The sequence below is a fragment of the Clostridium sp. AM28-20LB genome, assembly GCF_003480665.1.
GTDB lineage: Bacteria > Bacillota > Clostridia > Lachnospirales > Lachnospiraceae > Otoolea > Otoolea fessa.
In genome coordinates this window covers 65,450-88,442 of the sequence record NZ_QUJN01000004.1, presented here as the reverse complement: position 1 = coordinate 88,442, position 22,993 = coordinate 65,450, and the positions used below count along the sequence as shown (strand labels likewise).

Annotated in this window: 22 protein-coding genes and 1 tRNA gene; 6 read left to right on the top strand and 17 right to left on the bottom strand. The window is 46.7% G+C overall.

Going from position 1 to position 22,993, the window contains the following annotated elements:
• The first annotated feature begins 83 nt into the window (after positions 1–83).
• The 4 genes from DW739_RS09635 to DW739_RS09620 all read left to right on the top strand — a co-directional run bounded on the left by DW739_RS09635 (position 84) and on the right by DW739_RS09620 (position 5,246).
• The gene (locus DW739_RS09635) at positions 84–1,574 is read left to right on the top strand and encodes a polysaccharide biosynthesis protein (protein WP_118742967.1); all 1,491 of its coding nucleotides are present in this window, start codon (positions 84–86) and stop codon (positions 1,572–1,574) included.
• Positions 1,575–1,692: 118 nt separating this feature from the next.
• Positions 1,693–2,625, top strand: a complete 933-nt coding sequence (locus DW739_RS09630; protein WP_118481986.1) for a LysR family transcriptional regulator — start codon at positions 1,693–1,695, stop codon at positions 2,623–2,625.
• Between the two features lie 232 nt (positions 2,626–2,857).
• Complete coding sequence (gene glsA / locus DW739_RS09625) at positions 2,858–3,790, top strand: glutaminase A (protein ID WP_118652785.1); 933 nt, start codon at positions 2,858–2,860, stop codon at positions 3,788–3,790.
• A 40-nt stretch (positions 3,791–3,830) separates the two neighbouring features.
• A complete protein-coding gene (locus DW739_RS09620) occupies positions 3,831–5,246 on the top strand; it encodes an alanine/glycine:cation symporter family protein (protein ID WP_118742966.1) in 1,416 nt (471 codons plus the stop codon).
• A gap of 308 nt (positions 5,247–5,554) precedes the next feature.
• On the opposite strand, the gene metA is transcribed toward DW739_RS09620, so the two are convergent.
• From metA to DW739_RS09590, 5 genes are all read right to left on the bottom strand, one after another.
• Entirely contained in the window at positions 5,555–6,478 is a 924-nt protein-coding gene (gene metA, locus DW739_RS09610; protein WP_118652781.1) for a homoserine O-succinyltransferase, read from the bottom strand.
• A 171-nt stretch (positions 6,479–6,649) separates the two neighbouring features.
• Positions 6,650–8,611: an NAD-dependent DNA ligase LigA gene (gene ligA, locus DW739_RS09605; RefSeq protein ID WP_118742965.1), complete on the bottom strand. Its 1,962-nt coding sequence runs from the start codon at positions 8,609–8,611 to the stop codon at positions 6,650–6,652.
• 112 nt (positions 8,612–8,723) lie between these two features.
• Positions 8,724–9,512, bottom strand: a complete 789-nt coding sequence (locus DW739_RS09600) for a pseudouridine synthase (protein ID WP_118742964.1) — start codon at positions 9,510–9,512, stop codon at positions 8,724–8,726.
• Between the two features lie 192 nt (positions 9,513–9,704).
• On the bottom strand, positions 9,705–10,730 hold the full coding sequence (gene queA, locus DW739_RS09595; protein ID WP_107001497.1) for a tRNA preQ1(34) S-adenosylmethionine ribosyltransferase-isomerase QueA: 1,026 nt from the start codon (positions 10,728–10,730) through the stop codon (positions 9,705–9,707).
• A 72-nt stretch (positions 10,731–10,802) separates the two neighbouring features.
• Positions 10,803–11,588: a hypothetical protein gene (locus DW739_RS09590; RefSeq protein WP_118494285.1), complete on the bottom strand. Its 786-nt coding sequence runs from the start codon at positions 11,586–11,588 to the stop codon at positions 10,803–10,805.
• Positions 11,589–11,708: 120 nt separating this feature from the next.
• Between DW739_RS09590 and DW739_RS09585 the strand changes: the two genes are divergently transcribed.
• Positions 11,709–11,780, top strand: a tRNA-Arg gene (locus DW739_RS09585).
• A gap of 75 nt (positions 11,781–11,855) precedes the next feature.
• The gene (locus DW739_RS09580; RefSeq protein WP_182427971.1) at positions 11,856–12,755 is read left to right on the top strand and encodes an MBL fold metallo-hydrolase; all 900 of its coding nucleotides are present in this window, start codon (positions 11,856–11,858) and stop codon (positions 12,753–12,755) included.
• 33 nt (positions 12,756–12,788) lie between these two features.
• On the opposite strand, the gene DW739_RS09575 is transcribed toward DW739_RS09580, so the two are convergent.
• From DW739_RS09575 to DW739_RS09520, 12 genes are all read right to left on the bottom strand, one after another.
• On the bottom strand, positions 12,789–13,391 hold the full coding sequence (locus DW739_RS09575) for a DedA family protein (RefSeq protein ID WP_118638582.1): 603 nt from the start codon (positions 13,389–13,391) through the stop codon (positions 12,789–12,791).
• Between the two features lie 107 nt (positions 13,392–13,498).
• On the bottom strand, positions 13,499–14,161 hold the full coding sequence (gene phoU / locus DW739_RS09570; protein WP_118742962.1) for a phosphate signaling complex protein PhoU: 663 nt from the start codon (positions 14,159–14,161) through the stop codon (positions 13,499–13,501).
• Between the two features lie 104 nt (positions 14,162–14,265).
• Entirely contained in the window at positions 14,266–15,021 is a 756-nt protein-coding gene (gene pstB, locus DW739_RS09565) for a phosphate ABC transporter ATP-binding protein PstB (protein ID WP_022359895.1), read from the bottom strand.
• Positions 15,022–15,042: 21 nt separating this feature from the next.
• Complete coding sequence (gene pstA / locus DW739_RS09560; RefSeq protein ID WP_118742961.1) at positions 15,043–15,918, bottom strand: phosphate ABC transporter permease PstA; 876 nt, start codon at positions 15,916–15,918, stop codon at positions 15,043–15,045.
• Positions 15,908–16,846 (bottom strand): phosphate ABC transporter permease subunit PstC, encoded by a 939-nt coding sequence (pstC, locus tag DW739_RS09555; RefSeq protein WP_118743028.1) that lies wholly within the window; start codon positions 16,844–16,846, stop codon positions 15,908–15,910. The genes pstA and pstC overlap by 11 nt, the downstream gene beginning before the upstream one ends.
• A 197-nt stretch (positions 16,847–17,043) precedes the next feature.
• A complete protein-coding gene (locus DW739_RS09550) occupies positions 17,044–17,961 on the bottom strand; it encodes a phosphate ABC transporter substrate-binding protein (protein WP_118523121.1) in 918 nt (305 codons plus the stop codon).
• A 301-nt stretch (positions 17,962–18,262) separates the two neighbouring features.
• A complete protein-coding gene (gene tyrS, locus DW739_RS09545; RefSeq protein ID WP_107001489.1) occupies positions 18,263–19,486 on the bottom strand; it encodes a tyrosine--tRNA ligase in 1,224 nt (407 codons plus the stop codon).
• A gap of 663 nt (positions 19,487–20,149) precedes the next feature.
• Positions 20,150–20,374 (bottom strand): hypothetical protein, encoded by a 225-nt coding sequence (locus tag DW739_RS09540; protein ID WP_107001488.1) that lies wholly within the window; start codon positions 20,372–20,374, stop codon positions 20,150–20,152.
• A 103-nt stretch (positions 20,375–20,477) separates the two neighbouring features.
• Positions 20,478–21,443 carry a M56 family metallopeptidase gene (locus DW739_RS09535; protein WP_118742960.1) on the bottom strand — a complete coding sequence of 322 codons (966 nt, stop codon included), beginning with the start codon at positions 21,441–21,443 and terminating at the stop codon, positions 20,478–20,480.
• On the bottom strand, positions 21,440–21,835 hold the full coding sequence (locus DW739_RS09530) for a BlaI/MecI/CopY family transcriptional regulator (protein ID WP_107001486.1): 396 nt from the start codon (positions 21,833–21,835) through the stop codon (positions 21,440–21,442). Before DW739_RS09530 ends, DW739_RS09535 begins: the two co-directional genes overlap by 4 nt.
• 64 nt (positions 21,836–21,899) lie before the next feature.
• Positions 21,900–22,205 (bottom strand): hypothetical protein, encoded by a 306-nt coding sequence (locus DW739_RS09525; protein ID WP_107001485.1) that lies wholly within the window; start codon positions 22,203–22,205, stop codon positions 21,900–21,902.
• 17 nt (positions 22,206–22,222) lie between these two features.
• Positions 22,223–22,807: a hypothetical protein gene (locus DW739_RS09520; protein ID WP_107001484.1), complete on the bottom strand. Its 585-nt coding sequence runs from the start codon at positions 22,805–22,807 to the stop codon at positions 22,223–22,225.
• Positions 22,808–22,993 lie beyond the last annotated feature (186 nt).

Sequence of the window (22,993 nt, the reverse complement as noted above, 5' to 3'; positions counted from 1 at the left end):
ACATTTTATAATCGTCCAGCTTTCTTCTACTTTTTTCTATTTCTTCATATACTTTTCTGACATACCCTCCCCGGAGATCTGCCATGCGAAGATTTCATCCTTTGATTACCGGAACCCTGCTCCTGACGGCAGTCGGATTTTTCTGCCGGATTCTCGGCTTTTTCTACCGCATCTTTCTCTCCCGGACGATCGGCGCCGAAGGTCTGGGTTTATATCAGATGATTTTTCCCATACATGGCATCGCATTTGCTCTCTGCGCCGGTCCAATCCAGACTTCACTCTCCCGCCTGACCGCCGCCTCCCCGGAAAAGGGACGCGCCTTTTTGCGGGTCAGCCTCGCACTCTCACTATCGATCGCCCTGCCGCTGACCTCTTTGATCTACACCTTCGCCGATTTTCTCGCCGCGCGCGTCCTTCTTGCGCCCGAATGTGCGCCGCTTCTGCCCGCACTCGCCCTCTCGATCCCCTTCTGCGCGATCCATGCCTGCTGCTGCGGGTATTATTATGGGCTCAAAAAAACGGCAGTCCCGGCATTTTCACAGGTGGTCGAGCAGTGCATTCGCATTTTCTCCGTCCTGCTGATCGTCCATGTCTGCCGCACGAACAGGATTCCGATCACGGTGCTGCTGGCTGTCTGGGGGCTGTTGATCGGGGAAGCGGCTTCGGCGGTGTTCTGTCTGTTAGTTTATGGATGCTCGAAGTCCGTTGCCATACTGCCAAATGCAAACACACCTATTACTCCCCTGCTCCTCCCTCTCCTCACCATGGCACTCCCCCTCATGGCGAATCGCCTCACGCTCAGCTTTCTCCAGAGTCTCGAAGCCATCTTTGTACCGAACCAGCTTCTCCTCTCCGGGCTCTCGCGGGTTGAATCGGTCAGTATTTACGGAGTCCTCACAGGCATGGCACTCCCCTTTGTCCTCTTTCCATCCGCCATCACCAACTCCCTCGCCGTCGTCCTGCTCCCGGCAGTCTCGGAGGCGCAGGCGCAGAATCAGCCGGACAAAATCGAACGCACCATCTCCATGGCACTCCGCTACAGCCTGTACATGGGAATTCTCTGCGTCGGGCTCTTCACCCGCTTTGGTCCAGCACTGGGCGAAACCTTTTACCACAACGCCGATGCCGGACGTTTCATCCAGATTTTATCCTGGCTCTGCCCGTTTCTCTACCTCTCCACTACCATGGGAAGTATTTTAAACGGGCTTGGGAAAACGGGAACCGTCTTCGTCCACCATACGGTTTCCATGCTTCTCACCCTGTCGCTCGTCCTTTTCGCCATCCCGCGATGGGGAATTTTCGCCTATCTGGCGGCGCTTCTCATCAGCGAACTGGTGCTCGCCTTTCTCCACATCCACGCCCTCGCCTGCGAAGTCCCGATCCGCCTGCCAGTCAGCCAGGGCATTGTAAAACCGGCATTCTGCCTGCTGGTTTCGATTGGGATGTTAGAAGTTATTCCAAACGCGCCTTACCTGCCTCACCTGTTTCCGCCTGTCCTCATCCAGTCCGGTATCCTTTGCCTGCTGTATATAGGAGGACTGCTTCTCTTACATACAGGTACAGTCAAACAATAAATTATATGCTATTTTGCTATATCCCTTAAATGCAATAAGTTTAGGTATTTTCTGGCAATTTACATTTTTTTATTTTATACTTATTACATTCAGGGGGATTTACAAAGGGGGAACTTTTTTGAAATACGATATCAATTTTCGGCATTTAGAATATTTTATCAAGGTAGCGCGCCTCGGATCCATCAATAAAGCCGCCCAGGCGCTCTATATTTCCCAGCCGTATCTTGGGAAAATCATGCACGATCTGGAAGAAAATCTCGGTGCCAGGCTCTTTAACCGCAGCCGCTCAGGCGTAACATTAACGCCTGAAGGAATGGAATTTCTGACACATTCCGAAAAAATCATTGACGAAATGGAACAGCTCTGGTTTCAGAAAAAGAAGGAACAAATCAAAATTTCTGATCCGCTGGCTGTCTCCATGACACGTTTTTCTCATATCATGGAAAGTTTCAGTGAAATAGTCCTGCGTCACCGCGATCAGCCATCCTTCTCCCATCGACTGTATGAAGGCAATTCAGACGAAGTCATCGAGGATGTGGTATCCGGGCGTGTCGATGTAGGCGTGTTTCATTTTGACAGCCGCAAACGGCGTGAAATGGATGCCCTGCTCGAATCAAAAGGGCTGGAGTACCATTTTCTTGCCAACATCGAACCACACATTATCATTTCCCGCAAACATCCGCTTCTGCTGCAACAGAAACCGGTCAACCTGCACACACTGGCAGAGTACGGCTTTCTCTGGTATCTTGGACAATGCGATGATTATATTTACCAACTTCTCTCCGAAGGGGATCAGGATGCAGAAAAAATGCGCTCGAAAATCACCTATCTTTCCAGCCGCGCCACCCTGATGTACATGATCTCGATCAGTGACTGCTACAGCATCGGCATCCACGATTTCGCCAAACAAGAAGCCTCCTACCACTCCACTTCTATTCCGATTCCAAACTGTGGTTTTATGCTGGAGTTTGGATATGCAATGCGAAAAGACACGCCAATGACGGCGATCGTACAAGAATTTATTTATGACTTAAAGAAAAAACTTCTCTAAAAAAACATCATCAAAGCTGCCGGACATTCACAGCCGTCCCGGCAGTTTTTTTTGATCCTTTTCAGCACCTCTTCCCCGTTCATCATAAATATTTATTCATATCTGACATATATATCCCGTTATACCTTTTTGTCATATCCCTTAAAGCTGACACGCATTATACAAACTGCCTTCCCCATGCTACCATACTATCAGAAAGCAACACCGAATAAAAAACAGGAGGCGTTTAAGTATGAAAGATGTACTTGAACAAGCCGTTGCACTGGGAAAAACACATACCCATGAGGGTGCAGTTGCCACCTACATACCAGAGCTTGGAAAGGTAGATGGCAGTCAGCTCGGAGTCAGTGTTTTTTGCCGGAACGGCAAACGGATTTCCGTCGGAGATACGAAAGTCCGATTCAGCATTCAGAGTATCTCCAAAATCATCACCCTTGCAGTCGCGCTGGAAATCTGCGGCTTCGACCAGGTATTTAAAAAAGTAGGCATGGAGCCGACCGGCGATCCATTCAACTCGCTGATGAAACTGGAAAATACAGACAGTTCGCCTTACAACCCGATGATCAACGCGGGAGCCATCGTGGTGGCAAGCTGCCTTGCTTCCGAAATCAGTTTTGACACCATGCTTGACACCATCCGGGCTCTCTGCATGGATCCGGACATCGACCTTGATAAAAAGGTCTATCACTCGGAAATGTCCCATATTTCCCGCAACCGGGCAATCGCCTATCTGCTGGAAAGCAAGGGCTACATTGAAAAAAATAAGGATGTAGAAAACAGCCTGCATTTTTATGTCAAAATGTGTTCTCTCAGTGTGACAGCCGAAAGCCTCGCTGGACTGGGACTGATTCTCGCCAACGATGGCATTCATCCAGACACGGGAAAACGGCTTTTAAGCAGCCAGACAGTTAAAATCGTCAAAACACTCATGTTTACCTGCGGTATGTACGATGGTTCCGGCGAATTTGCCGTCCGGGTCGGCATCCCATCCAAAAGCGGCGTCGGCGGCGGTATCTTATCAGTGGTAGACGGCGAGATGGGAATCGGCATCTTCGGACCGGCGTTAGATAAAAAGGGGAACAGCGTCGCTGGAGAATGCGTACTGGAATATATGTCACATGAACTGCATCTCCATATGTTTGATCCGCAGCGGCACACTTTATAGCAAAAACAATATGTAAATTGTATGAGAGGGGTATTTTAAAATGGCAGATTTATACGCAAAGATAATCGGCACAGCAAGCAACTATCTTTACAGCTACGTGTTAATCATCCTGCTGGTAGGCGGCGGCATCTATTTTACCATCCGCACCAAAGGGGTACAGCTTCGTTACTTACTTGAATCCATCCGGGTTATCCTGGAGCCATCCGACAAGGAAGATGAGTCTATTTCCGCCTTTCAGGCATTGATGGTTTCCACTGCTTCGCGCGTCGGCACCGGAAATATCGCCGGCATTTCTACCGCCATCTGTTTCGGCGGTCCGGGCGCTATCTTCTGGATGTGGATGACCGCGATCCTCGGAAGTGCAACCGCATTTGTAGAAAGTACGCTGGCACAGATCTACAAACGCCGTGCCGAGGACGGAAGTTGCTACGGCGGTCCTTCCTACTATATTGAAGCCGTTCTGAAAAAAAGATGGCTGGGTGTTCTCTATGCTATTTTCATGATTTTGACTTACATGGTTGGATTTAACCTCGTTGCATCCTTCAATGTGGCAGATTCTTTTAAAGTATACAGTTTCTACAATCCAAGCCTGACTCCGATTCTCATCGGTATCATCCAGGCTGTTATCTTCGGCATCTGCATCAGCGGCGGCGGCAAACAGATCGCTAAAATCACAGGAATTCTTGTTCCGGTAATGGGCGGACTTTACATTGCAGCTGCCCTGCTGATGATTATTCTCCACGGAAACATGATTCCGGGTATGTTCGCAAGCATTTTTGAAGGGGCTTTTGATATTCAGGCTATCTTCGGCGGCTTCATGGGATCCGTTGTGATGCTCGGCATCAAGAGAGGCTTGTTCTCCAATGAGGCAGGTGTCGGTGCTTCCGCTACCGCAGCCGGTTCCGCGGGTGTCAGCCACCCGGTCAAACAGGGTCTTGTTCAGGTATTATCCGTATTTATCGATACTGTTGTCATCTGCTCTGCAACCGCATTTTTACTGCTCTGCTCCGGCGTTGCACCGAGTGCAGACATGGCTGGCATGGCATATGTGCAGGCAGCTATGAATAACGTATTCGGCACCGCAGGTGTTGTATTTATCACAGTTGCCCTGATTTTATTTGCCTTTACCACGCTACTCGGAAACTACTATTTTGCTGAAACCGGCATGGCTTATCTCTGCGGCAAAACTCCGGTCAAGGGCGTCCGGATTACCCAGAGAGTGATCGCTATCGTGATTGTCCTCATCGGTTCTGTGGCAAGTCTCGGCATCGTGTGGGATACCGCCGATGTTCTGATGGGACTGATGGCAGTCATCAACGTACCAATTATCTTCCTGATTGCCAAGCCGGCGCTCCGCTGCCTGGAAGACTACCGGGCACAGAAACAGGCTGGGAAGAATCCGGTCTTTAAAGCAGCTGATATTGACTTGAAAGAAGAAACCGATTTCTGGAATTAATAAAAACAAAAATCCGCATAAACAGGGCTGTCAGAATCTTTCCCACACATGGTTTCAACCACACTGTGCAAAATTCCGACAGCCCTGCCTGTATTTTTTCATATCTGTATTATATCTATCTTTTTACCGTTTTATTAATCTGCAGCCTTATTTGCGGTTCTTCCAAATCAAAAACATTCCAGCTGCCAGCAGCACCACTCCGACGGCGGCTCCCACCATCCAGTTCGAAGAAGATATTTTCCCCGATCAATTTTATCGAAATCTCTATTTCTATATCTTATACTCTCATAAATAGCAGATTTCTGTTCCTACTCCTGCTCATCCTCTTTCAGCACGTACGGCGTCATCTGGTATACATAGTAATTCAGCCAGTTCGTGTACAGCGTGTTGGACATATTTCTCCATTTCAGCACCGGCATGGAAAATGGATCGTTGTCTGGGTAATAGTTGCACGGTACCTGCGGATTTAAGCCTTTTTTCAGATCGCGGTGGTACTCGTTGTTTAACGTCATGCGATCATACTCTGGATGCCCCTGAACGAAAATCTGGCTTCCATCCTGGTTCATCACCAGAAATACGCCAGCCTCATCCGATTTCGCCAGAATCTGCAATTCCGGATGTTTCAGAATATCCTCTTCCCGGTCTTCCGTGTAACGGGAATGCGGGCAGTAAAAATAATCATCGAGGCTACGGACCAGCGGGATCTTCCGGTTCAAAAGACGATGTCTGTAAATACCGGAAAGCTTTGTCTTTCTCTGATGTTTCTGAATTCCATAATGATAATAGAGTCCCGCCTGCATGCCCCAGCAGATATGAAACGTCGAGGTCACATGCGTCTTGCTCCACTCCATGATCTTCGTCAGCTCGTCCCAGTAGTTGATCTCCTCAAACTCCATATTCTCCACCGGCGCACCGGTAATAATCATACCATCAAAGCGCTTGCGGCGGATCTCGTCAAACGTCACATAAAACTTATTCAGATGCGTCTGCGATGTATTTTTCGAAACGTGCGTTTCCAGCATCAGGAATGAACAGTCCACCTGCAGCGGCGTATTCGAAAGTGCCCGCAGAAGCTGCGTCTCCGTATCCTCCTTGATCGGCATCAGGTTCAGAATCAAAATCTCAAGCGGACGAATATCCTGGCTCATCGCCCGATCCTCATCCATCACAAATATATTCTCCGATTCCAAAATTGCCTTAGCAGGAAGATCCTTTTGTATTTTAATTGGCATGGTTATATATCCCCTTTTTATATAAAATTCGTTTGAATTTTAGGATTCTATTATATACCGATATAATTCATTTCTATTACAATAAAAACTATATCAGCATTCCTAATCATAACACAAGCTGCAAAAAAAAGCCAGCTAAACACTGTCTGGCGTCCGGCTTTTTCACCTCTCTTATAGCTTCAAAAACTCCTCCTCCGAAAGAATCGGCACCCCCAATTCCCGCGCCTTCTTATTCTTCGAGGACGACGACGCCACATCATTATTGATCAGATAATTCGTCTTGGACGTCACGCTTCCGGTCACCTTGCCGCCGCGGCGCTCAATCAGCTCCTGCAGCTCTTTCCGGTTTTTGAAATGTTCCAGCGAACCGGTAATGACGAAATTCATCCCGGCGAATGCCTCATCTGCACCCTCGCTGCTTTCTTCGTCTCCTGCCTCAAAGGTCAGCTCCGCCAGCAGATGATCGACGATCGCATTATTCTTTCCATCCGAAAAGAATGCCGTCCACGCCTGCGCCAGAACTTCCCCGATTCCATCAATCTCGACCAGCTCTTCCACGGTGGCGTGGCGCATCGCCTCAAAATCATTTTTAAAATGACGGCAAATCATCTTGGCATTTGCCAGACCGATGCCTGCAACGCCCAGACCGTACACCATTCTCGGCAGGGTCGTGTGGGACGCTTTCTCAGCCGCCGCAATCAGATTGTCATACGATTTCTGCCCGAATCCGTCCATCTCGACGATCTCTTCCTGATGGCGGTCCAGATGGAAAATGTCCGCATACTCATGAATCATGCCGACGCCGATAAATTTCTCCAGCGTCGCCTCTGAAAGCCCCGCAATATTTAACGCATCGCGGCTTGTAAAAAGAGTAAAACTCTTGATTTTCTTCGCCTGGCAGTCCGGGTTCGTGCAGTAGAGTGACTTTACATCGTTGATCTGGCGTACCTCCGTCTGACCGCCGCACACCGGACATGCCTCCGGAATGTCCCGGACACCGCTGCGCGTCAGATTATCCGCGATCTGCGGAATGATCATATTTGCCTTATAAACCGTAATCCGGTCGCCTGCCCCCAGTTCCAGCGCCTCCATGATGCTGATGTTGTGGACACTGGCACGGCTGACCGTCGTTCCCTCCAGCTCCACCGGTTCAAACACCGCCACCGGGTTAATCAGCCCTGTTCTCGACGCACTCCACTCAATATAGAGAAGCTTCGTCTCCTGAATCTCATCCGCCCACTTGAATGCGATCGAATCACGCGGGAATTTTGCCGTCCGCCCCAGCGACTGGCCGTAGGCAATATCATCATACAAAAGCACCAGTCCATCCGACGGCGTATCATTTTCCGCAATCGCCTCAGAATACATTTTGACCGTCTCCGGCAGCGTCTCTTTTGTCACCTCATGGTACTCTACGACCTCAAACCCCTGTGTTTTCAGCCACTCAAACTGCTCTTTCCGCGAATTTTTGAAATCAATGCCATCCGCCTTTACAAGGCTGAACGCATAAAAATGGACATGCCTCTGCGCTGTGATTTCGCTGTTTAACTGACGCACCGAACCGCTGCATAAGTTTCGCGGATTCTTATATTTCGCATCGACATCCTCGATCTGCTCATTGATCTTCTCAAAATCCGAATACCGGATGATCGCCTCACCGCGCAGGATAAGCTCACCCTGGTAGGAAATATTTAACGGCACATTGACGAACGCCTTTGCATTTGCCGTGATAACCTCGCCGATCTCACCATTTCCACGCGTAACCGCCTTGACAAGTGTTCCATTCTGATAGGTCAGGACGATCGTCAGACCGTCCATCTTCCAGGATAAAAGCCCGGTCTGCCCGCCGAGCCAGTCTGCCAGCTCTTCCACGCTCTTCGTCTTATTTAACGAAAGCATCGGCTTCTCATGGCGCTCCTTCGGAAGCGCGCTGACTACCTCATATCCTACATTCTGCGTCGGGCTGTTCGCAAACACAATTCCCGTCTCTTTCTCCAATGAAACCAGTTCATCATAAAGCTTATCATACTCAAAGTTGCTCATGATCTCCCGGCTCTCCTGATAATAGGCGCGCCCTGCTGCCCGCAGCGTCCCAATCAGCTCCCGTATCCGTTTTGTCTTGTCCTCTGCCATCTATCTGACTCCACCTTTCCCATCGCTCTCTCCAACTACCTCTGAATGCGTTTTCAAGCATTTCTATGCAACCTCATATGTGAACCTGCACTGACTGCCAGACAACATTGTCTCAGCCATTCTTCTTTCCGTTCAAAATATCTTCTAATTTCTGTCTCTCTGCCGCTGTCGCTTCCCGGTACTCGCCTGTTTTCAGCCCATCCAGCGTAATGTTCAGCATCCGGACGCGTTTTAACGTCTGCACCTGGTACCCCAGCGCCTCGCACATCCGGCGGATCTGGCGGTTGAGCCCCTGGGTCAGGATGATCCGGAAACTCGTCTTCCCGGTCTTTTCCACCTCACAAGGACGGGTAACCGTATCTAAAATCTTCACTCCTGCGCTCATCTTCCGGACAAACTCACTATCAATGGGTTTATCCACCGTTACCAGATATTCCTTTTCATGTCCGTAACGAGCCCTTAGAATCCGGTTGACCAGCTCGCCCTCATTCGTCATGAGAAGCAGCCCTTCTGAATCCTTGTCCAGACGCCCGATCGGGTAAATCCGGACCGGATAATCTAAAAATTCTACGATATTTTCTGCCCGATCTTTATCAGAAGTCGTGCAGACAATCCCCCGCGGCTTATTGACCGCTAAAAGCACCGGCGCATCCTTGCCGGACACCGCTACGCCATCGCACGCCACGCGCTGTCCCGGCATCAGCTTCTGCCCGACCTCTGCCACGCGCCCATCGATCGTCACACGCCCGTCCGCGATCCGCCGATCCGCCTCCCGCCGGGAGCAGATGCCCGCCTCGCTCAAAAAGCGGTTTAAACGAATGCCTTCCGTTGGAATCCGGGATTCCTGCTTTTCACCTGGCTGTAATCTCTTGTATGATTTATCATTTTGATTTTTTTGCATTTTATTCATCTCATTTCGATTTATTGTGCCGTAGGATTCCGGCAACCAAAGTATAAAAATTATAACATTTTCGTCCATAGGGTTCAAACAGTTTTCGAAAGAATAGAGAATGTTTCATAGGGTACACTTTCCTATGAAATAAAAAGACCCATAGCACGTTCACTATGAGTCTTTCTTAAACACATATCCTGCTTACTGAATAAACATCGCATCCCCAAAACTAAAGAAGCGGTATCTCTGCCGGATCGCCTCTTCATACGCCGTGAGCACATGTTCTCTGCCTGCCAGTGCGGATACCAGCATGACGAGCGTGGACTCCGGCAGGTGGAAGTTTGTGATCAGGCAGTCCAGAATCTTGAACTGGTAGCCTGGATAAATGAAAATGTCCGTCCAGCCGCTGCATGCGCGGATCGTGCCGTCCTCGGCTGCTGCGGATTCCAGCGTCCGGCAGCTTGTCGTACCGACACAGATAATGCGTCCGCCATTTTTCTTCGTCTCATTAATCATATTAGCAGCGTCTTCTTCGATGCGGTAAAACTCCGAATGCATATGATGATCTAAAACATTTGAAACCTTGACCGGTCGGAAGGTTCCCAGACCCACATGGAGTGTCACATGCGCAATCTTCACTCCCATCTCCTGAATCTGTGCCAGCAGTTCCTTGGTAAAATGAAGTCCGGCAGTCGGAGCAGCCGCGGATCCCTCATGTTCTGCATAAACGGTCTGATAACGGTTTTTATCTTTCAGACGGTGTGTAATATACGGTGGAAGCGGCATCTGGCCAAGCTGGTCAAGAATCTCCTCGAAGATCCCCTCATAGGAGAACTGAATCAGACGATTTCCCTCTTCTACCACATCAATGACGGTTCCTTTTAACAAACCATCGCCAAAATTAATCACGGTTCCCGGTTTTGCCTTTTTACCCGGCTTTACCAGTGTCTCCCAGATATCGTTCTCACGACGTTTCAGAAGAAGAATCTCGATATGTGCATCCGTTCCCTCCTTGCTTCCGATCAGACGCGCCGGGATAACCTTCGTATCATTGATCACCAGACAATCGCCCGGATGAAGATAATTGACAATATCCTTAAACACCTTGTGCTGCATCTCGCCCGTCTTTTTATCCAGCACTAAAAGCCGGGAAGAAGAACGATCTTCCAGCGGATCCTGCGCGATCAGCTCCTGTGGTAAATCATAATAAAAATCTTTTACATCCATTCTTTCTGCCTCTTTTTCTTTCTATCTATAAATCTCTTTATTTTTCCATTCAGTTAGACAAAGTAAAACATTTTAAGGATTCGACGCAGACGGCTCTGTCTCATCCCGCATATACGACGCGCCCTGTTTCATAAATTCCACGCGCTCTTTCAGCGCTTCATCCTGCTCCATCGCCGCATCCATTGCTTCATCCGTCTGCTTGCTGAGAAGGCGCACATCCTCATTGACCGACAGCTCTTCAAAATACTGCGTCAGCTCTTCGGACATTTTCCCGTCATCGATCTGCCAGCTTCCGTCCTCCGCCCGGATCGCATAGATCCGCACCAGACTCGGTGCCGGTGTCTCCACGCCCGTATACAAAATCTCATAATACACATACGCTGCCATCTCGCCGTCCCTAAGCCCCGGCGTCGTATAACATTTCACATTCTGGTACCCGGAAATGTACTGCTTCTGTTCTTCAAATTCCTGACGGTAGTGTTCTTCCTCACTCGTATCCTGTGAGGTAAACAACTTCACAAACGTATCCATATCACAGTCGGAAACCGCCTGAAAATAAGTATTCATCAGCTCTGTGATCCCCGGCTCGCCATTCTCTGTCAGAATACATCCGCCAAAGTCCTGAATATATTCTTTCGTGTCCGGCTCAATCACCATTCCAGATCCACCTGTATCCACCATTTCTGCCGGTAAGCCATCCTTTTTCCCCAGAATGTTTGTTATTTTCCCGGAAAACATCGCCACCGCGCCAATCAGAATCAATACAATCACCGCCGCAAGCAGCATCACATAGCGGCGCAGTTCCCAGTCCGTTCCGTTCTTCCGGCTGCGTCCCGGTTTCTTTTTCGGTTCTCCCACCCGACCGCCTCCTGACTTATTCGATTGTTAATATTATAGCGGTGATTTGGTTACTCGGCAAGCGGTATTTCCGAAAAAAAACTTGCAATTTTCTAAATATTATAGTATCATACAAGTAATGCGTCTGTAGCTCAGTGGATAGAGCGCCGGCCTCCGGAGCCTGAGGCGTAGGTTCGATTCCTATCAGACGCATTCTTAAAAAGCGACAGCGGAGATATCTCAGCCGTCGCTTTTTGCATTATTCATGATAAAAGGAGGACCCTTCCCGTGGAACTCATACACGTTTCTGGAAATACAGACTGTCTGCTTGGCAAAACAGCCATCGGCGTCTACCGCATCGACGACACCCGCTGCATCCTGTTTGACAATGGTTACTCAAAGGAATATGACGAGCTGGTCGGCTCTCTGAAAGACGCCGGGCTGACCCCGGCGGGGCTGATCGTTTCCCACGCGCACATCGACCATCATGGAAACAGCAAACGCCTGCGCGAAGCCTTTCAGATTCCACTGGCTATGTCGCTTGGCGAAGCCGGGCTGATCGCCTCCCAGGCGGCGCTGGAACGGTATACCAATTATTTCGGGCGCTCCGAGGAGGAAAAGATTTCCATCGACACCGAGCAGCGCTGCCCGGTTGACTGTATCATCCAGCCGGAGGATACTTCCGTGACACTCTGCGGCGTAACCTTCCCGGTTCACCATCTGCCGGGGCATTCCCTCGACCACATCGTCATCGGCACACCGGACGGCGTCTGCTTTGCCGGAGACGCGCTTTTAACCGAAAATGTCCTGCGTCACGTCAAGCTTCCATACTGCGACCACGTCGGTCTGGATCTGGAAAGCAAGGAAGCAATCACAAAACTGCCTTACCAGCACTGGATTTTATCGCACAAAGGTCCATTTGATGGCAATATCCGGGAACTGGCGGACAAAAATATGGATCTTGTCCGTCTGCGTCTCGCAGAGCTGGCAAAGCTTTTGCAGAGACCAATGACGCGTGATGAATTTTATCAGGAAAGCCGACGCCTGATCGGAATGCACATCGGTACCTACGACCAGCTCATCCGTCAGGAACGCCACCTGCGCCCATATCTGGAACAGCTGGTGATCGATGGGACGGCACGGCTGGAAGTAAAGAATGACACCATATATTTTTGTTTGAATGAATAAACTCTTTCTGCATGAATTTTCACTCTCCTGTTGTTATCGTTTCCGAAAATACACACACGCCACCGCAAATCCCAAGATTCCCGCTCCCATCACAGCGAAGCGGGAATATGTCTTTAACAGCACCAGAATACGTTCCCACGATGCCCCCGCCACCGCGCCGGCTCCGATGAGTACCGTATTCCAGATAAGACTGCCCGCTGTTGTCAGAAGGAGAAACGGCAGCAGTTCCATCTTTGCCATCCCCGCCGGAATCGAGATCAGGCTTCGGATGATCGGAACGAACCGGCAAAAAAAGACGGCTGACCGTCCCGTTCTCTCCAGCCATCCGTCTGCATCTTTCACATCATCCGCTTCTACTCCCAGCCGTTTTCCCCATGCCCCGCCCAAAAATGCATAAAACTTCTGCACGGGAATATGCCGCCCCAGCTCATACAGAATCAGCGCCCCCAGCACCGAGCCCGCCGTCGCTGCCAGAACTGCCCCGGCTATGTTCATCCGTGTATATGTTGTCATAAATCCACCAAAGGTTAAAATCACTTCCGACGGGATCGGCGGAAACAAATTCTCAATTAGAATCAGGGCAAACATTCCCACATATCCGTATGAACTTAAAAGTTCCAGCACTATATCACGCATGATATATCGCACTCCACGTTATTTCCACATATTCTATTTATTTTATGCGGAATGGAAAAAATCCAGGCATCTAATTTTCATTTTTCATGCCCGGATTTTAATTAAACCTAGAGAATCATCACATCCCCCACGGCCCCCGTATCCGAGAACTCTGTCCACTCGCACACATTGACCGCGTGATCGGCGATTCGCTCCAGGTACTTGGCAACCATCAAAAGATCGACTGCCACATCGGATTTATCCCCGTCTTTTTTCAGAAACTCAATCACTTCCCGTTTTACCCGTTCAAAGAAGGCATCGATCAGATCATCCCTCTGTTCGAATGTCTCCGCCGTCTCGGTGTCACGCTGGGTAAACGCGTGAATCGCATCCTTTACCATCGTTTTCACATTTGCCACCATGGCCGGAAGATGTTTGCTTACAAGACTAATATCTGCATCCTCCAAACGCAGGGACAGATCGGCAATGTCCGCCGCCTGATCGCCCATCCGCTCCAGATCGGTCACTACCTTCAGTGCCGTCGAGATATGGCGCAGATCGCTGGCAACCGGCTGCTGCTTTAACATCAGCATCAGGCAGTGTGTCTCGATCTTTCGTTCCATATTGTCCACATCCCGGTCGCCTTTGATAACCTTCTGTGCCAGCTCTTCATTATGCTCGGTAAGCGCTTGAAAACTACTGTCAATCGCATCCTGCACCATCTGGCTCATCACGTTCAATTCCTGATTCAGCCCTTCTAACTCCTGTATAAATGCCTCTCTCGTCGCCATCCCGTATCTCCTCTCCATCTCCCCTGTTTTCTGCCCAGAAAATTTCCACTTCTGAACAGCAAACTGATTTTCTACTTATTTTTAAATCCTCAATCTTACGCCTATCATCCAAACCGTCCGGTAATATAGTCTTCTGTCTTCTTTTCACGCGGATGCGAGAACAGATCCGTCGTCGGTGCATACTCGACTACCTCTCCTACCAGGAAAAATGCCGTATAGTCCGCAATACGGGTCGCCTGCTGCATATTATGGGTAACGATGACAACGGTATAATTCTTCTTGAGTTCGCCCATCAGATCCTCGATTTTCAGCGTGGAAATCGGGTCCAGTGCCGAGGTCGGCTCATCCATAAGAAGAATCTCTGGCTCAACTGCCAGCGCACGTGCGATGCAGAGACGCTGCTGCTGTCCACCGGAAAGTCCCAGTGCAGAACGTTTCAGGCGGTCCTTGACCTCATCCCACAGGGCCGCGCCGCGCAGACTCTTCTCTACGATCGCATCCAGCTCTGCCTTTCCCTTGATACCGTGAATCCGCGGTCCATACGCGATATTGTCATAAATACTCATTGGAAATGGGTTCGGCTGCTGAAATACCATGCCAACCTTCTTGCGAAGAAGCGTCGTATCGACCTTCGGATCGTAGATATCCTCGCCGTCGATCAACACCTTTCCATTGATTGTCACATTCGGCACCAGATCGTTCATGCGGTTCAATGTCTTTAAATAGGTAGACTTACCGCAGCCGGACGGTCCGATAAACGCTGTGATCTGATTTTCATATATATCCAGATTGATATTTTTTAATGCATGATTGTTTCCATAGTACAGATTCAAATCCGACGTAGAAATTTTTGTCTCCATATCATTTCCTCATTTTTTACTTTATTTTAATTTTGTCACATCAAACCGGCTGGTCAAAAATCTCGTCAGCAGGTTGATTCCCAGCACGATAATCAGAAGCACGACCGCGATTCCAAACGCCTGATCGTATTTTGCTTTCTGCATCGACAGGTAGAGCTGGATGGTCAGCGTGCCGCTCGACTCAAACAGTTTTCCAAACAGGTTTTTCGGAAGCTGGAAGCCGCTTCCGGCAGTAAACAGAAGCGCCGCCGACTCGCCCACGATACGGCCAATCGAAAGGATGACGCCGGTCAGAATACCCGGTGCCGCGCTCGGCAGCAGGATTGTCCGGATCATATACCATTTCGTTGCACCGATTCCCAGCGCGCCGCTGCGGTAGCTGTCCGGAACGGTTTTGAGTGCTTCCTGTGTGTTCCGCGTAATCAGCGGAAGCACCATCAGGGTCAGCGTGAAGGATCCGGTCAGAACCGAATAGCCCAGCTTCAGCGTCATTCCGAAAAAGACCATACCGAACAAGCCAAAAATAATCGACGGAATACCGGACAGGATCTCGGTTGTAAATTCAATCGTCCGCACCAGCTTTCCCGGCTTTGCGTATTCGTTCAGATAAATGGCGGAGCCGATTCCGATCGGCGCTGCAATGATAAGGGTAATTACAATGATGTAAATCGTGTTGATGATATTTCCCAGAATACCAAAGGTGCCCTTTAAAGAACTCTGCACCGTGGACAGAAACTGCCAGGAAACCTGCGGCAAACCGCGCACAAACACATACCCCATGATGCCAACTAACAGCGCGATCGCCACGCCAGCTGCCAGATAAATCAGCGCTTTTAAGATATTGTCCCCGATGCGGGTGCGCTTCTGGTAAATACTTTTCATACTATTATCGGTCATCTGCGCCGCCCTCCTTCACAAACATCCGGCTGAGCACCGTGTTGATAAACATGATAAATACGAACAGCACCAGACCGATGGTAAAGAGCACTTCCCGGTGAAGTCCCTCTGAATAAGACATTTCCGCCACGATCGCGGTTGTCAGGAAACGGACGGAGTTAAATGGGAGCGGCAGATTGACTGAACTTCCAGATACCAGGCTGATCGCCATTGCCTCCCCGATCGCACGTCCGCAGCCTAAAACCACCGCCGTGATGATGCCGGAGTGCGCCGCCGGAACGATTACTTTGAAAATCGTCTGGATATGCGTTGCACCGAGTGCCAGCGATGCGCTTTTTAAATGTTTCGGGACTGACCTAAGCGACGCCTCACTGATATTGATGACGGTCGGAAGAATCATGATTGCCAGAACCAGAACCGCCGATATCAGGTTCGCACCGCCGGTAAATTGATGCGTCGTGGAACCGGCAAAGATTTTCATTTCCAGCTTATACATCAGGGGATTTAAAATCAAAATTCCTAAGAGTCCGTAGATAACCGACGGAATACCTGCCAGAAGCTCAACTGCCGGGCGGACCACTGCCGCTACCTTCGGCGGCGCAACCTCTGCCAGAAAGATGGCGGTAAACAGCCCAATCGGAACACCGATCAGGATCGCCAGAAAGGTTCCGACGATGGAAGTTAAAATAACGTAGAGAATTCCGAAAGACGCCGGATTTCCAGTCGGCTTCCAGACGGTTCCAAATAAGATTTCCGGAACACCCACCTTAAAAAGTGCCGGGGTACCGCTGATAATCATGTATAAGGTAATTGAAAAAACTGCCACCACCGCCAGCAGGCCGCAGGCGGTAAAAATAATTTCCGCTGCCCTCTCTACCGCTGATTTCGTGGCATGGCTTCCAAAAATGGTAAATTTCTTTTCGTGCATATGTCTCTCCTGTCTCGGATTGAACAGCGAGCCGCTTCCGGTCAAAGCAGAGTTTCCTTTCTGCGGCTTGACTGCAAGCGACTCGATATTATTTGAATCTATTCAATATTATATGTATTCGTGAATTACTGATTTTTCTATCCTTACCTGTTTTCACCGGTAATTTTATCCACATTCACAAATTCCGATGCAGTTTCTTACTTCGTAGTAATCAGGCCTACCGATTTAATCAGGTCATCGCCTTCTGCAGAGTATACATAGTCAAACAGCGCCTGTACCAGCTCGTTCTGCTCAGAAATTTCTCCCTTGGTTGCCATAACGAATGGACGGCTTAAGAAATAGCTGCCTGCCTTGATGTTCTCCTCCGTCGGCTCTACATCATCCAGTTTAACTGCCTTAACGGTATCATCGACTACATCCAGGGAAACGTATCCGATGGAACCCGGTGTAGATGCTACTTTTGCCATAACTGCACCGGTGGAATCCAGCTCGTTTGCATATTTGCAGGCATCTTCCAGACCCAGAAGCTCCTCAAATGCGCCTCTTGTACCGGAACCTGCTTCCCGTCCGACTACGACAATCGGCATATCGCTGCCGCCTACATCCTTCCAGTTTGTGATGCTTCCGTCGTAAATGCCGGTCAGGTCATCCTTGCTCAGACCATCTACAGCGTTGGACGGGTCAACGACAACGGCGATACCATCGATAGCTACGATATTTTCAACAGCACCTTTTGCTTTCTCATCATCCTTTAATGCTCTGGAAGAATCACCGACATCACACTGACCTGCCAGCACGGACTCGATACCTGCGGAAGAGCCGGTAAATTCAGCCTGTACAGTCACGTTCGGATATTTCTCCATGAACGTTTCTGCCAGTGCATTTGCAAATTTTTCCATCGAAGTGGAACCTGCCAGGGTGATAGAACCACTCAAATTTTTTGCATCTGCGCTGTTCTCGGTTGTATCTGCTGCTGCATCACTTTCAGCTGCGCTGGTTTCTGCGCTTGTGTCTGCTGCACTTGTATTTGTATTGCTGGAACCACATCCTACCATTCCAGTTGCCAGAACGGCTGCTCCTAATACTGCGATTGCTTTCTGAACATTTTTCTTCATAATAAAATTCCTCTTTCCTCTCTCTTTTTTCTCTCAGAGTTTTTTATCTTTGATTTCTTACAGTACGCAGTATAAAAGATTCCTGGATTTACAGAAATCATATTTTGGTATCGTTTATGTAAAATTTGGGTAATTTTTGTGGGAGTGAATGTAAGATATGGTTTCGGATTTGCTCTGCTTCTCTCCATGATCGGAACCGCCGCCGGACATCTCTCCGGGCTTCGCTTGAAAGCCCGGCAGAGATCGCCGGCGGCGTGATTCTGATTTGTATGGGGTGAAGATTCTGGCGGAACATCTCCACTTATTTTAAAACAACCTTCTTAAAGTTCTTCTTACCTCTCTTGACAACCATTCCTTCGCCAGCGAGCTGATCCTTCGTGAAGACTGCCTTGATATCTTTTACCTGGTTTCCGTCTACAGATACGCCGCCCTGCTCGACATTTCTTCTTGCCTCGGAACGGGACGGAGCCAGACCGGATTTCTGCAGGATGGAGAGAATATCGATCTCATCACCGTTGAAATCATCCTCAGTCAGTTCGTAGGTCGGCATATTGGCTGCATTTCCGCTGGAGAACAGTGCTTTCGCTGCTGCCTGTGCCTTCTCAGCCTCTTCCTCGCCGTGTACCAGCTTGGTCAGCTCGTAAGCCAGGATCTCTTTTGCAGTATTTAACTGGCTGCCTTCCCATTTATCCATCTCATCAATCTGCTCAAGCGGCAGGAAGGTCAGCATACGCAGGCACTTTAATACATCGGCATCGGCTACGTTTCTCCAGTACTGGTAGAACTCGAACGGGGATGTCTTGTTCGGATCCAGCCATACAGCGCCGGACTGGGTCTTACCCATCTTCTTGCCCTCGGAGTTTAACAGCAGGGTGATGGTCATTGCGTGTGCGTCCTTGCCAAGCTTTCTGCGGATCAGCTCGGTACCGCCTAACATATTGCTCCACTGATCATCGCCGCCGAACTGCATGTTGCAGCCGTATTTCTGGTATAACATATAGAAGTCGTAGCTCTGCATAATCATGTAGTTGAACTCTAAGAAGCTTAAGCCTCTCTCCATTCTCTGCTTGTAGCACTCAGCGGTCAGCATACGGTTGACGCTGAAATGCGGACCAACCTCGCGCAGTAAGTTTACATAATTCAGATTCATCAGCCACTCTGCGTTGTTGACTAAGAGCGCCTTGTCATCAGAGAAATCGATGAAACGGCTCATCTGCTTTTTGAAGCAGTCGCAGTTATGCTGGATCGTCTCCGGTGTCAGCATCTGGCGCATATCCGTACGTCCGGACGGATCGCCGATCATGCCGGTGCCGCCGCCAAGTAATGCGATCGGCTTGTTGCCTGCCATCTGCAGACGTTTCATCAGGCACAGTGCCATGAAATGTCCTACATGAAGGCTGTCTGCGGTCGGGTCAAAACCGATGTAGAAAACGGCTTTTCCTTCGTTGACCAGTTTTTTGATCTCTTCTTCGTTTGTAACCTGGGCGATCAGACCTCTGGCTACTAATTCTTCGTAAATCTGCATTTTCCTGTTTACTCCTTTTTATAAAAAATAATTTTGCTTACTCGTTTTGCTTCTCCACGGGATTCCTTTTTTCAAAAATACATCCGATTCATCCTTTATTTTCTCTCCGAAAATCATTCTCAAAACAGAACAATAAAGGTACTTTGGAACGTCTGTGATTTCACAAGACACATTTTTCTATAAAATAAAAAAGCCCCGTCCTCCAAAAAGGACGGGGCAAAATTCCCGTGTTACCACCTTTGTTCGCAGACAGCTCGCGCCCATCTGCCTCTGCCGGTACCCTCTGATACCGTGACCGGATAACGTGTGTCTCTCACGTCGCAGCCTACCAAATCAACCGCCGCACATTTTCCACGCAGCCTTTTCATCGGATCCGATTTTAGATTCTTCGGTGCGAAGCTCCGGGATGTATTCGAATATCCGGTTCACGCGCGCCTCTCATCATCCGGCTGCTTTCTGTGCGCTCTCCTGCGGATCTCTACTTGTTCCCTTCATTGCCTTTGTAAGGTTATTGAGTATATTCTGTATTATAAGCGAAATTTATTATTTGTCAAGGCAATTTCTCAACTTCAAACTTCACGCTATAAAATTTTTACATTACTTTAAATTCAAGCGTAAAAAGTAGTGTACATATTTATTAAATATAATTATCATATTATTACTTTAGTCACACAGTTCCCAATCTCCCAGCCACGTATCCTTAGAATAATTATATAATCTTCTATATAATTTCCCGTTTTCAACTTTATAAACATATTTTATAACATCTGCTCTAGCTATTGAACTCGATTTTTCAACAGCCACCTCTTTCTCTTGTGCAAACGCAGTCCCTGAAAAAATACATGTCATAGCAATTATTACTGCTAAAATTCTGATCGTTTTTTTCATTTTTATTTCCTCCTAATATTAATATTCTTTAATTCATTTGGTATTTCATCCAATGTTCCTATATATGTACCATTCATATATAATTCATACCCGTTTTCTGTCTTTACAAAAAAGTTATTTTTTTGACTATATCATCTTCTTCAAAATACGGTGCATGCAACTTCAAATCAGCTACTGGTTCTATTACTATTGTACCAGACAATATAATAGCAATTAAGAAAAAGAACAACTTAATATTGACCTGTTTTTTTTGTTCTTCATTCAATATAGAAGAAATTCTAATTTTCAAAAAACTTCCATTAAAAAAAGATAGTGTTCCTCTCCTTTTTAACGCTTTTGTCCTAGACATTTTTAACAATATTTCAACATAATGAATTTTTTCTATTTCAGATAACTCATTACAAACAATTAAATCATTTCTTATTTCTAATATGTTAGAAAAATAATACCGAACTATGTATACTAACGGATTCCACCAGTATAAAAGACATAATATTTCAAAAAAACACTTTAAAAATAAATCTCTTTTAATGTAATGTCCCACTTCATGCAAGAGTACTATTTTTTTTGTTTCTTCATCTATATTCGGTATTATTATATACGGATTTTTTATACCAACAATAAATGGATCTTCTATACTATCAACTTTCAATATTGGTATTTTTTTCACTTTTTTATACTTTTTAACACGAATATACTCTATCGGTCTTATTTCTTTTATTAATTTTATAAATGATATATATGATAAACTTTTTTGCACTAAGATAAGAAAACTTCCAAGTAAACTAATCAAAAAAAGTACAGAAAAATGACTTAAAAATCCTATTTTCCCCCGCATAAAGCGACAAAGTTCTGGATATAATATTTTTATTCCTATCGTATGACTTATTCCGCAAATATCTATTGGAAAAAATAATCTTACTCCTGTTAGTACAGTGCAAAAAATAAGTAATTTTACTTCATACAAGCTATAATTTTCTTGCTTTTTCCATATATAAACCGACAAAAAACCCAATAGCAAAATTGAACTACATATTGCCGATAAAATTGATGTATATGTTATTTTCATAAAATCTCTTTTTTTCTTTTTTGAACTATACGTTCTAATTCGTCAATAACCGACTCTTCATCTACTGCTCCATTCAACAAAGCTGCTGTTATTGTATTTACAAAGGACATAGGATTTCTAGAATTTTTCATACATTTTTCTATTTTTTCTTCTATTTCTTCATCCTGAGTCTTTTTCGCTTTATATCGCCTAGCAAAAACTTTTCCAGTCTGAACTGTATCAATAACCTGAACATAACCCTTATCAAGCAATTTTCTTAACACAGTATGGACTGTTGGCGTTGTCAATTCTTTTTCAGATTCTACAATTTCTGTCACCGTCATGGGTTTTTCATACTTCCACAAAACCTGCATAACATTCATTTCTCGTTCACTTAAATAATTATTCTTCATAAAATTCCCAATCTCATAATTTATAGAAACAAAGGGAGCAACTGACGCCCCCTTTGTTTTTCACTCAAGTTCCAATACTACTAACTAATATTATCATTTCCAAGATCCACATTCCATAAATCACTCTATCTTTTTTCATTAGCTCATACCATTCAGGCGTATCTAATAATCTTGGTTTTTTAATTATATAATAATAACAAAAAATCAAAATACAAAGAAAAATTCTAACAGTTCCCACCTGATCATACCAATTTCTAATTCCCATTATGGAAGCAATTCGCTCCCCACAAAGACACAGTTCCATTAATAAAGCGGCAAACGTTGCTTCTCTTCCTTGACGGAATTCATTTGATACTCTATTCTCTTTCATTGCATCTCCCTTTTTTATTACCAATACTCATACTTGGTATAACCTGGCGTCCACCCTAATACTCCATCATTATTATAGCCATATGTATAAGATATTGTAACTTTTGCATAGTTTATGCCACCCTTTTGTGCAGCTGCTAAAACTGTTTTAGCAACAAGTGCTGCCACTGCTACCCCTGCTCCTGCTCCGCCTACCTGTCTTGCGATAAAATTAGTTATTGTCGCTAAATCTTTCATTTCTTGCAAATCAATTGTATACACAATATTTACAACGGTTCCTATAGCAGCTGTTGCTGGTAATCTTCCAGTTATACTAGATGCCCTCGAAGCACCTGTAGATCCTCCACTACCACTTTTGCTTACTTCCAATAATTCTTTAACTTCCGATCTTGAAAAACCAAAATCTTCCATTAACATATCTTCCACAACAGTTTCATCCGTTACCGAAGCATATTTATCATAAATATCTCTCAATTCATGTTGATCAATCACAACCTTTGTTGCCACTTTATCTATTGAATATGGCGGCGCTTCCGCAAATGTTGGGATTACCAATGAAGTTGACATAACTATCGACAATAAAATACTCATAATTTTTTTCATAAAACCACCTCTTAACGTTATTCACATTATTAATGAGCATCCCACATTTTTGCTGCATTGGAATCCCTCCCTTCTTTAAATTTAGTAAACAAGCTTTAATTTGATTATATATTATCATCTTTGATTATATATGTCAATATTAAAAATATATTTTCATTTCAAATATACTTTCAATCTTTTCTACAC

Coding starts and splice junctions, on each gene's coding strand:
- DW739_RS09635 (WP_118742967.1), top strand. CDS start 84: ATGCGAAGATTTCATCCTTTGATTACCGGAACCCTGCTCCTGACGGCA.
- glsA (WP_118652785.1), top strand. CDS start 2,858: ATGAAAGATGTACTTGAACAAGCCGTTGCACTGGGAAAAACACATACC.
- DW739_RS09620 (WP_118742966.1), top strand. CDS start 3,831: ATGGCAGATTTATACGCAAAGATAATCGGCACAGCAAGCAACTATCTT.
- metA (WP_118652781.1), bottom strand. CDS start 6,478: ATGCCAATTAAAATACAAAAGGATCTTCCTGCTAAGGCAATTTTGGAA.
- ligA (WP_118742965.1), bottom strand. CDS start 8,611: ATGGCAGAGGACAAGACAAAACGGATACGGGAGCTGATTGGGACGCTG.
- DW739_RS09600 (WP_118742964.1), bottom strand. CDS start 9,512: ATGCAAAAAAATCAAAATGATAAATCATACAAGAGATTACAGCCAGGT.
- queA (WP_107001497.1), bottom strand. CDS start 10,730: ATGGATGTAAAAGATTTTTATTATGATTTACCACAGGAGCTGATCGCG.
- DW739_RS09575 (WP_118638582.1), bottom strand. CDS start 13,391: ATGCGTGATATAGTGCTGGAACTTTTAAGTTCATACGGATATGTGGGA.
- phoU (WP_118742962.1), bottom strand. CDS start 14,161: ATGGCGACGAGAGAGGCATTTATACAGGAGTTAGAAGGGCTGAATCAG.
- pstB (WP_022359895.1), bottom strand. CDS start 15,021: ATGGAGACAAAAATTTCTACGTCGGATTTGAATCTGTACTATGGAAAC.
- pstA (WP_118742961.1), bottom strand. CDS start 15,918: ATGACCGATAATAGTATGAAAAGTATTTACCAGAAGCGCACCCGCATC.
- pstC (WP_118743028.1), bottom strand. CDS start 16,846: ATGCACGAAAAGAAATTTACCATTTTTGGAAGCCATGCCACGAAATCA.
- DW739_RS09550 (WP_118523121.1), bottom strand. CDS start 17,961: ATGAAGAAAAATGTTCAGAAAGCAATCGCAGTATTAGGAGCAGCCGTT.
- tyrS (WP_107001489.1), bottom strand. CDS start 19,486: ATGCAGATTTACGAAGAATTAGTAGCCAGAGGTCTGATCGCCCAGGTT.
- DW739_RS09540 (WP_107001488.1), bottom strand. CDS start 20,374: ATGAAAAAAACGATCAGAATTTTAGCAGTAATAATTGCTATGACATGT.
- DW739_RS09535 (WP_118742960.1), bottom strand. CDS start 21,443: ATGAAAATAACATATACATCAATTTTATCGGCAATATGTAGTTCAATT.
- DW739_RS09530 (WP_107001486.1), bottom strand. CDS start 21,835: ATGAAGAATAATTATTTAAGTGAACGAGAAATGAATGTTATGCAGGTT.
- DW739_RS09525 (WP_107001485.1), bottom strand. CDS start 22,205: ATGAAAGAGAATAGAGTATCAAATGAATTCCGTCAAGGAAGAGAAGCA.
- DW739_RS09520 (WP_107001484.1), bottom strand. CDS start 22,807: ATGAAAAAAATTATGAGTATTTTATTGTCGATAGTTATGTCAACTTCA.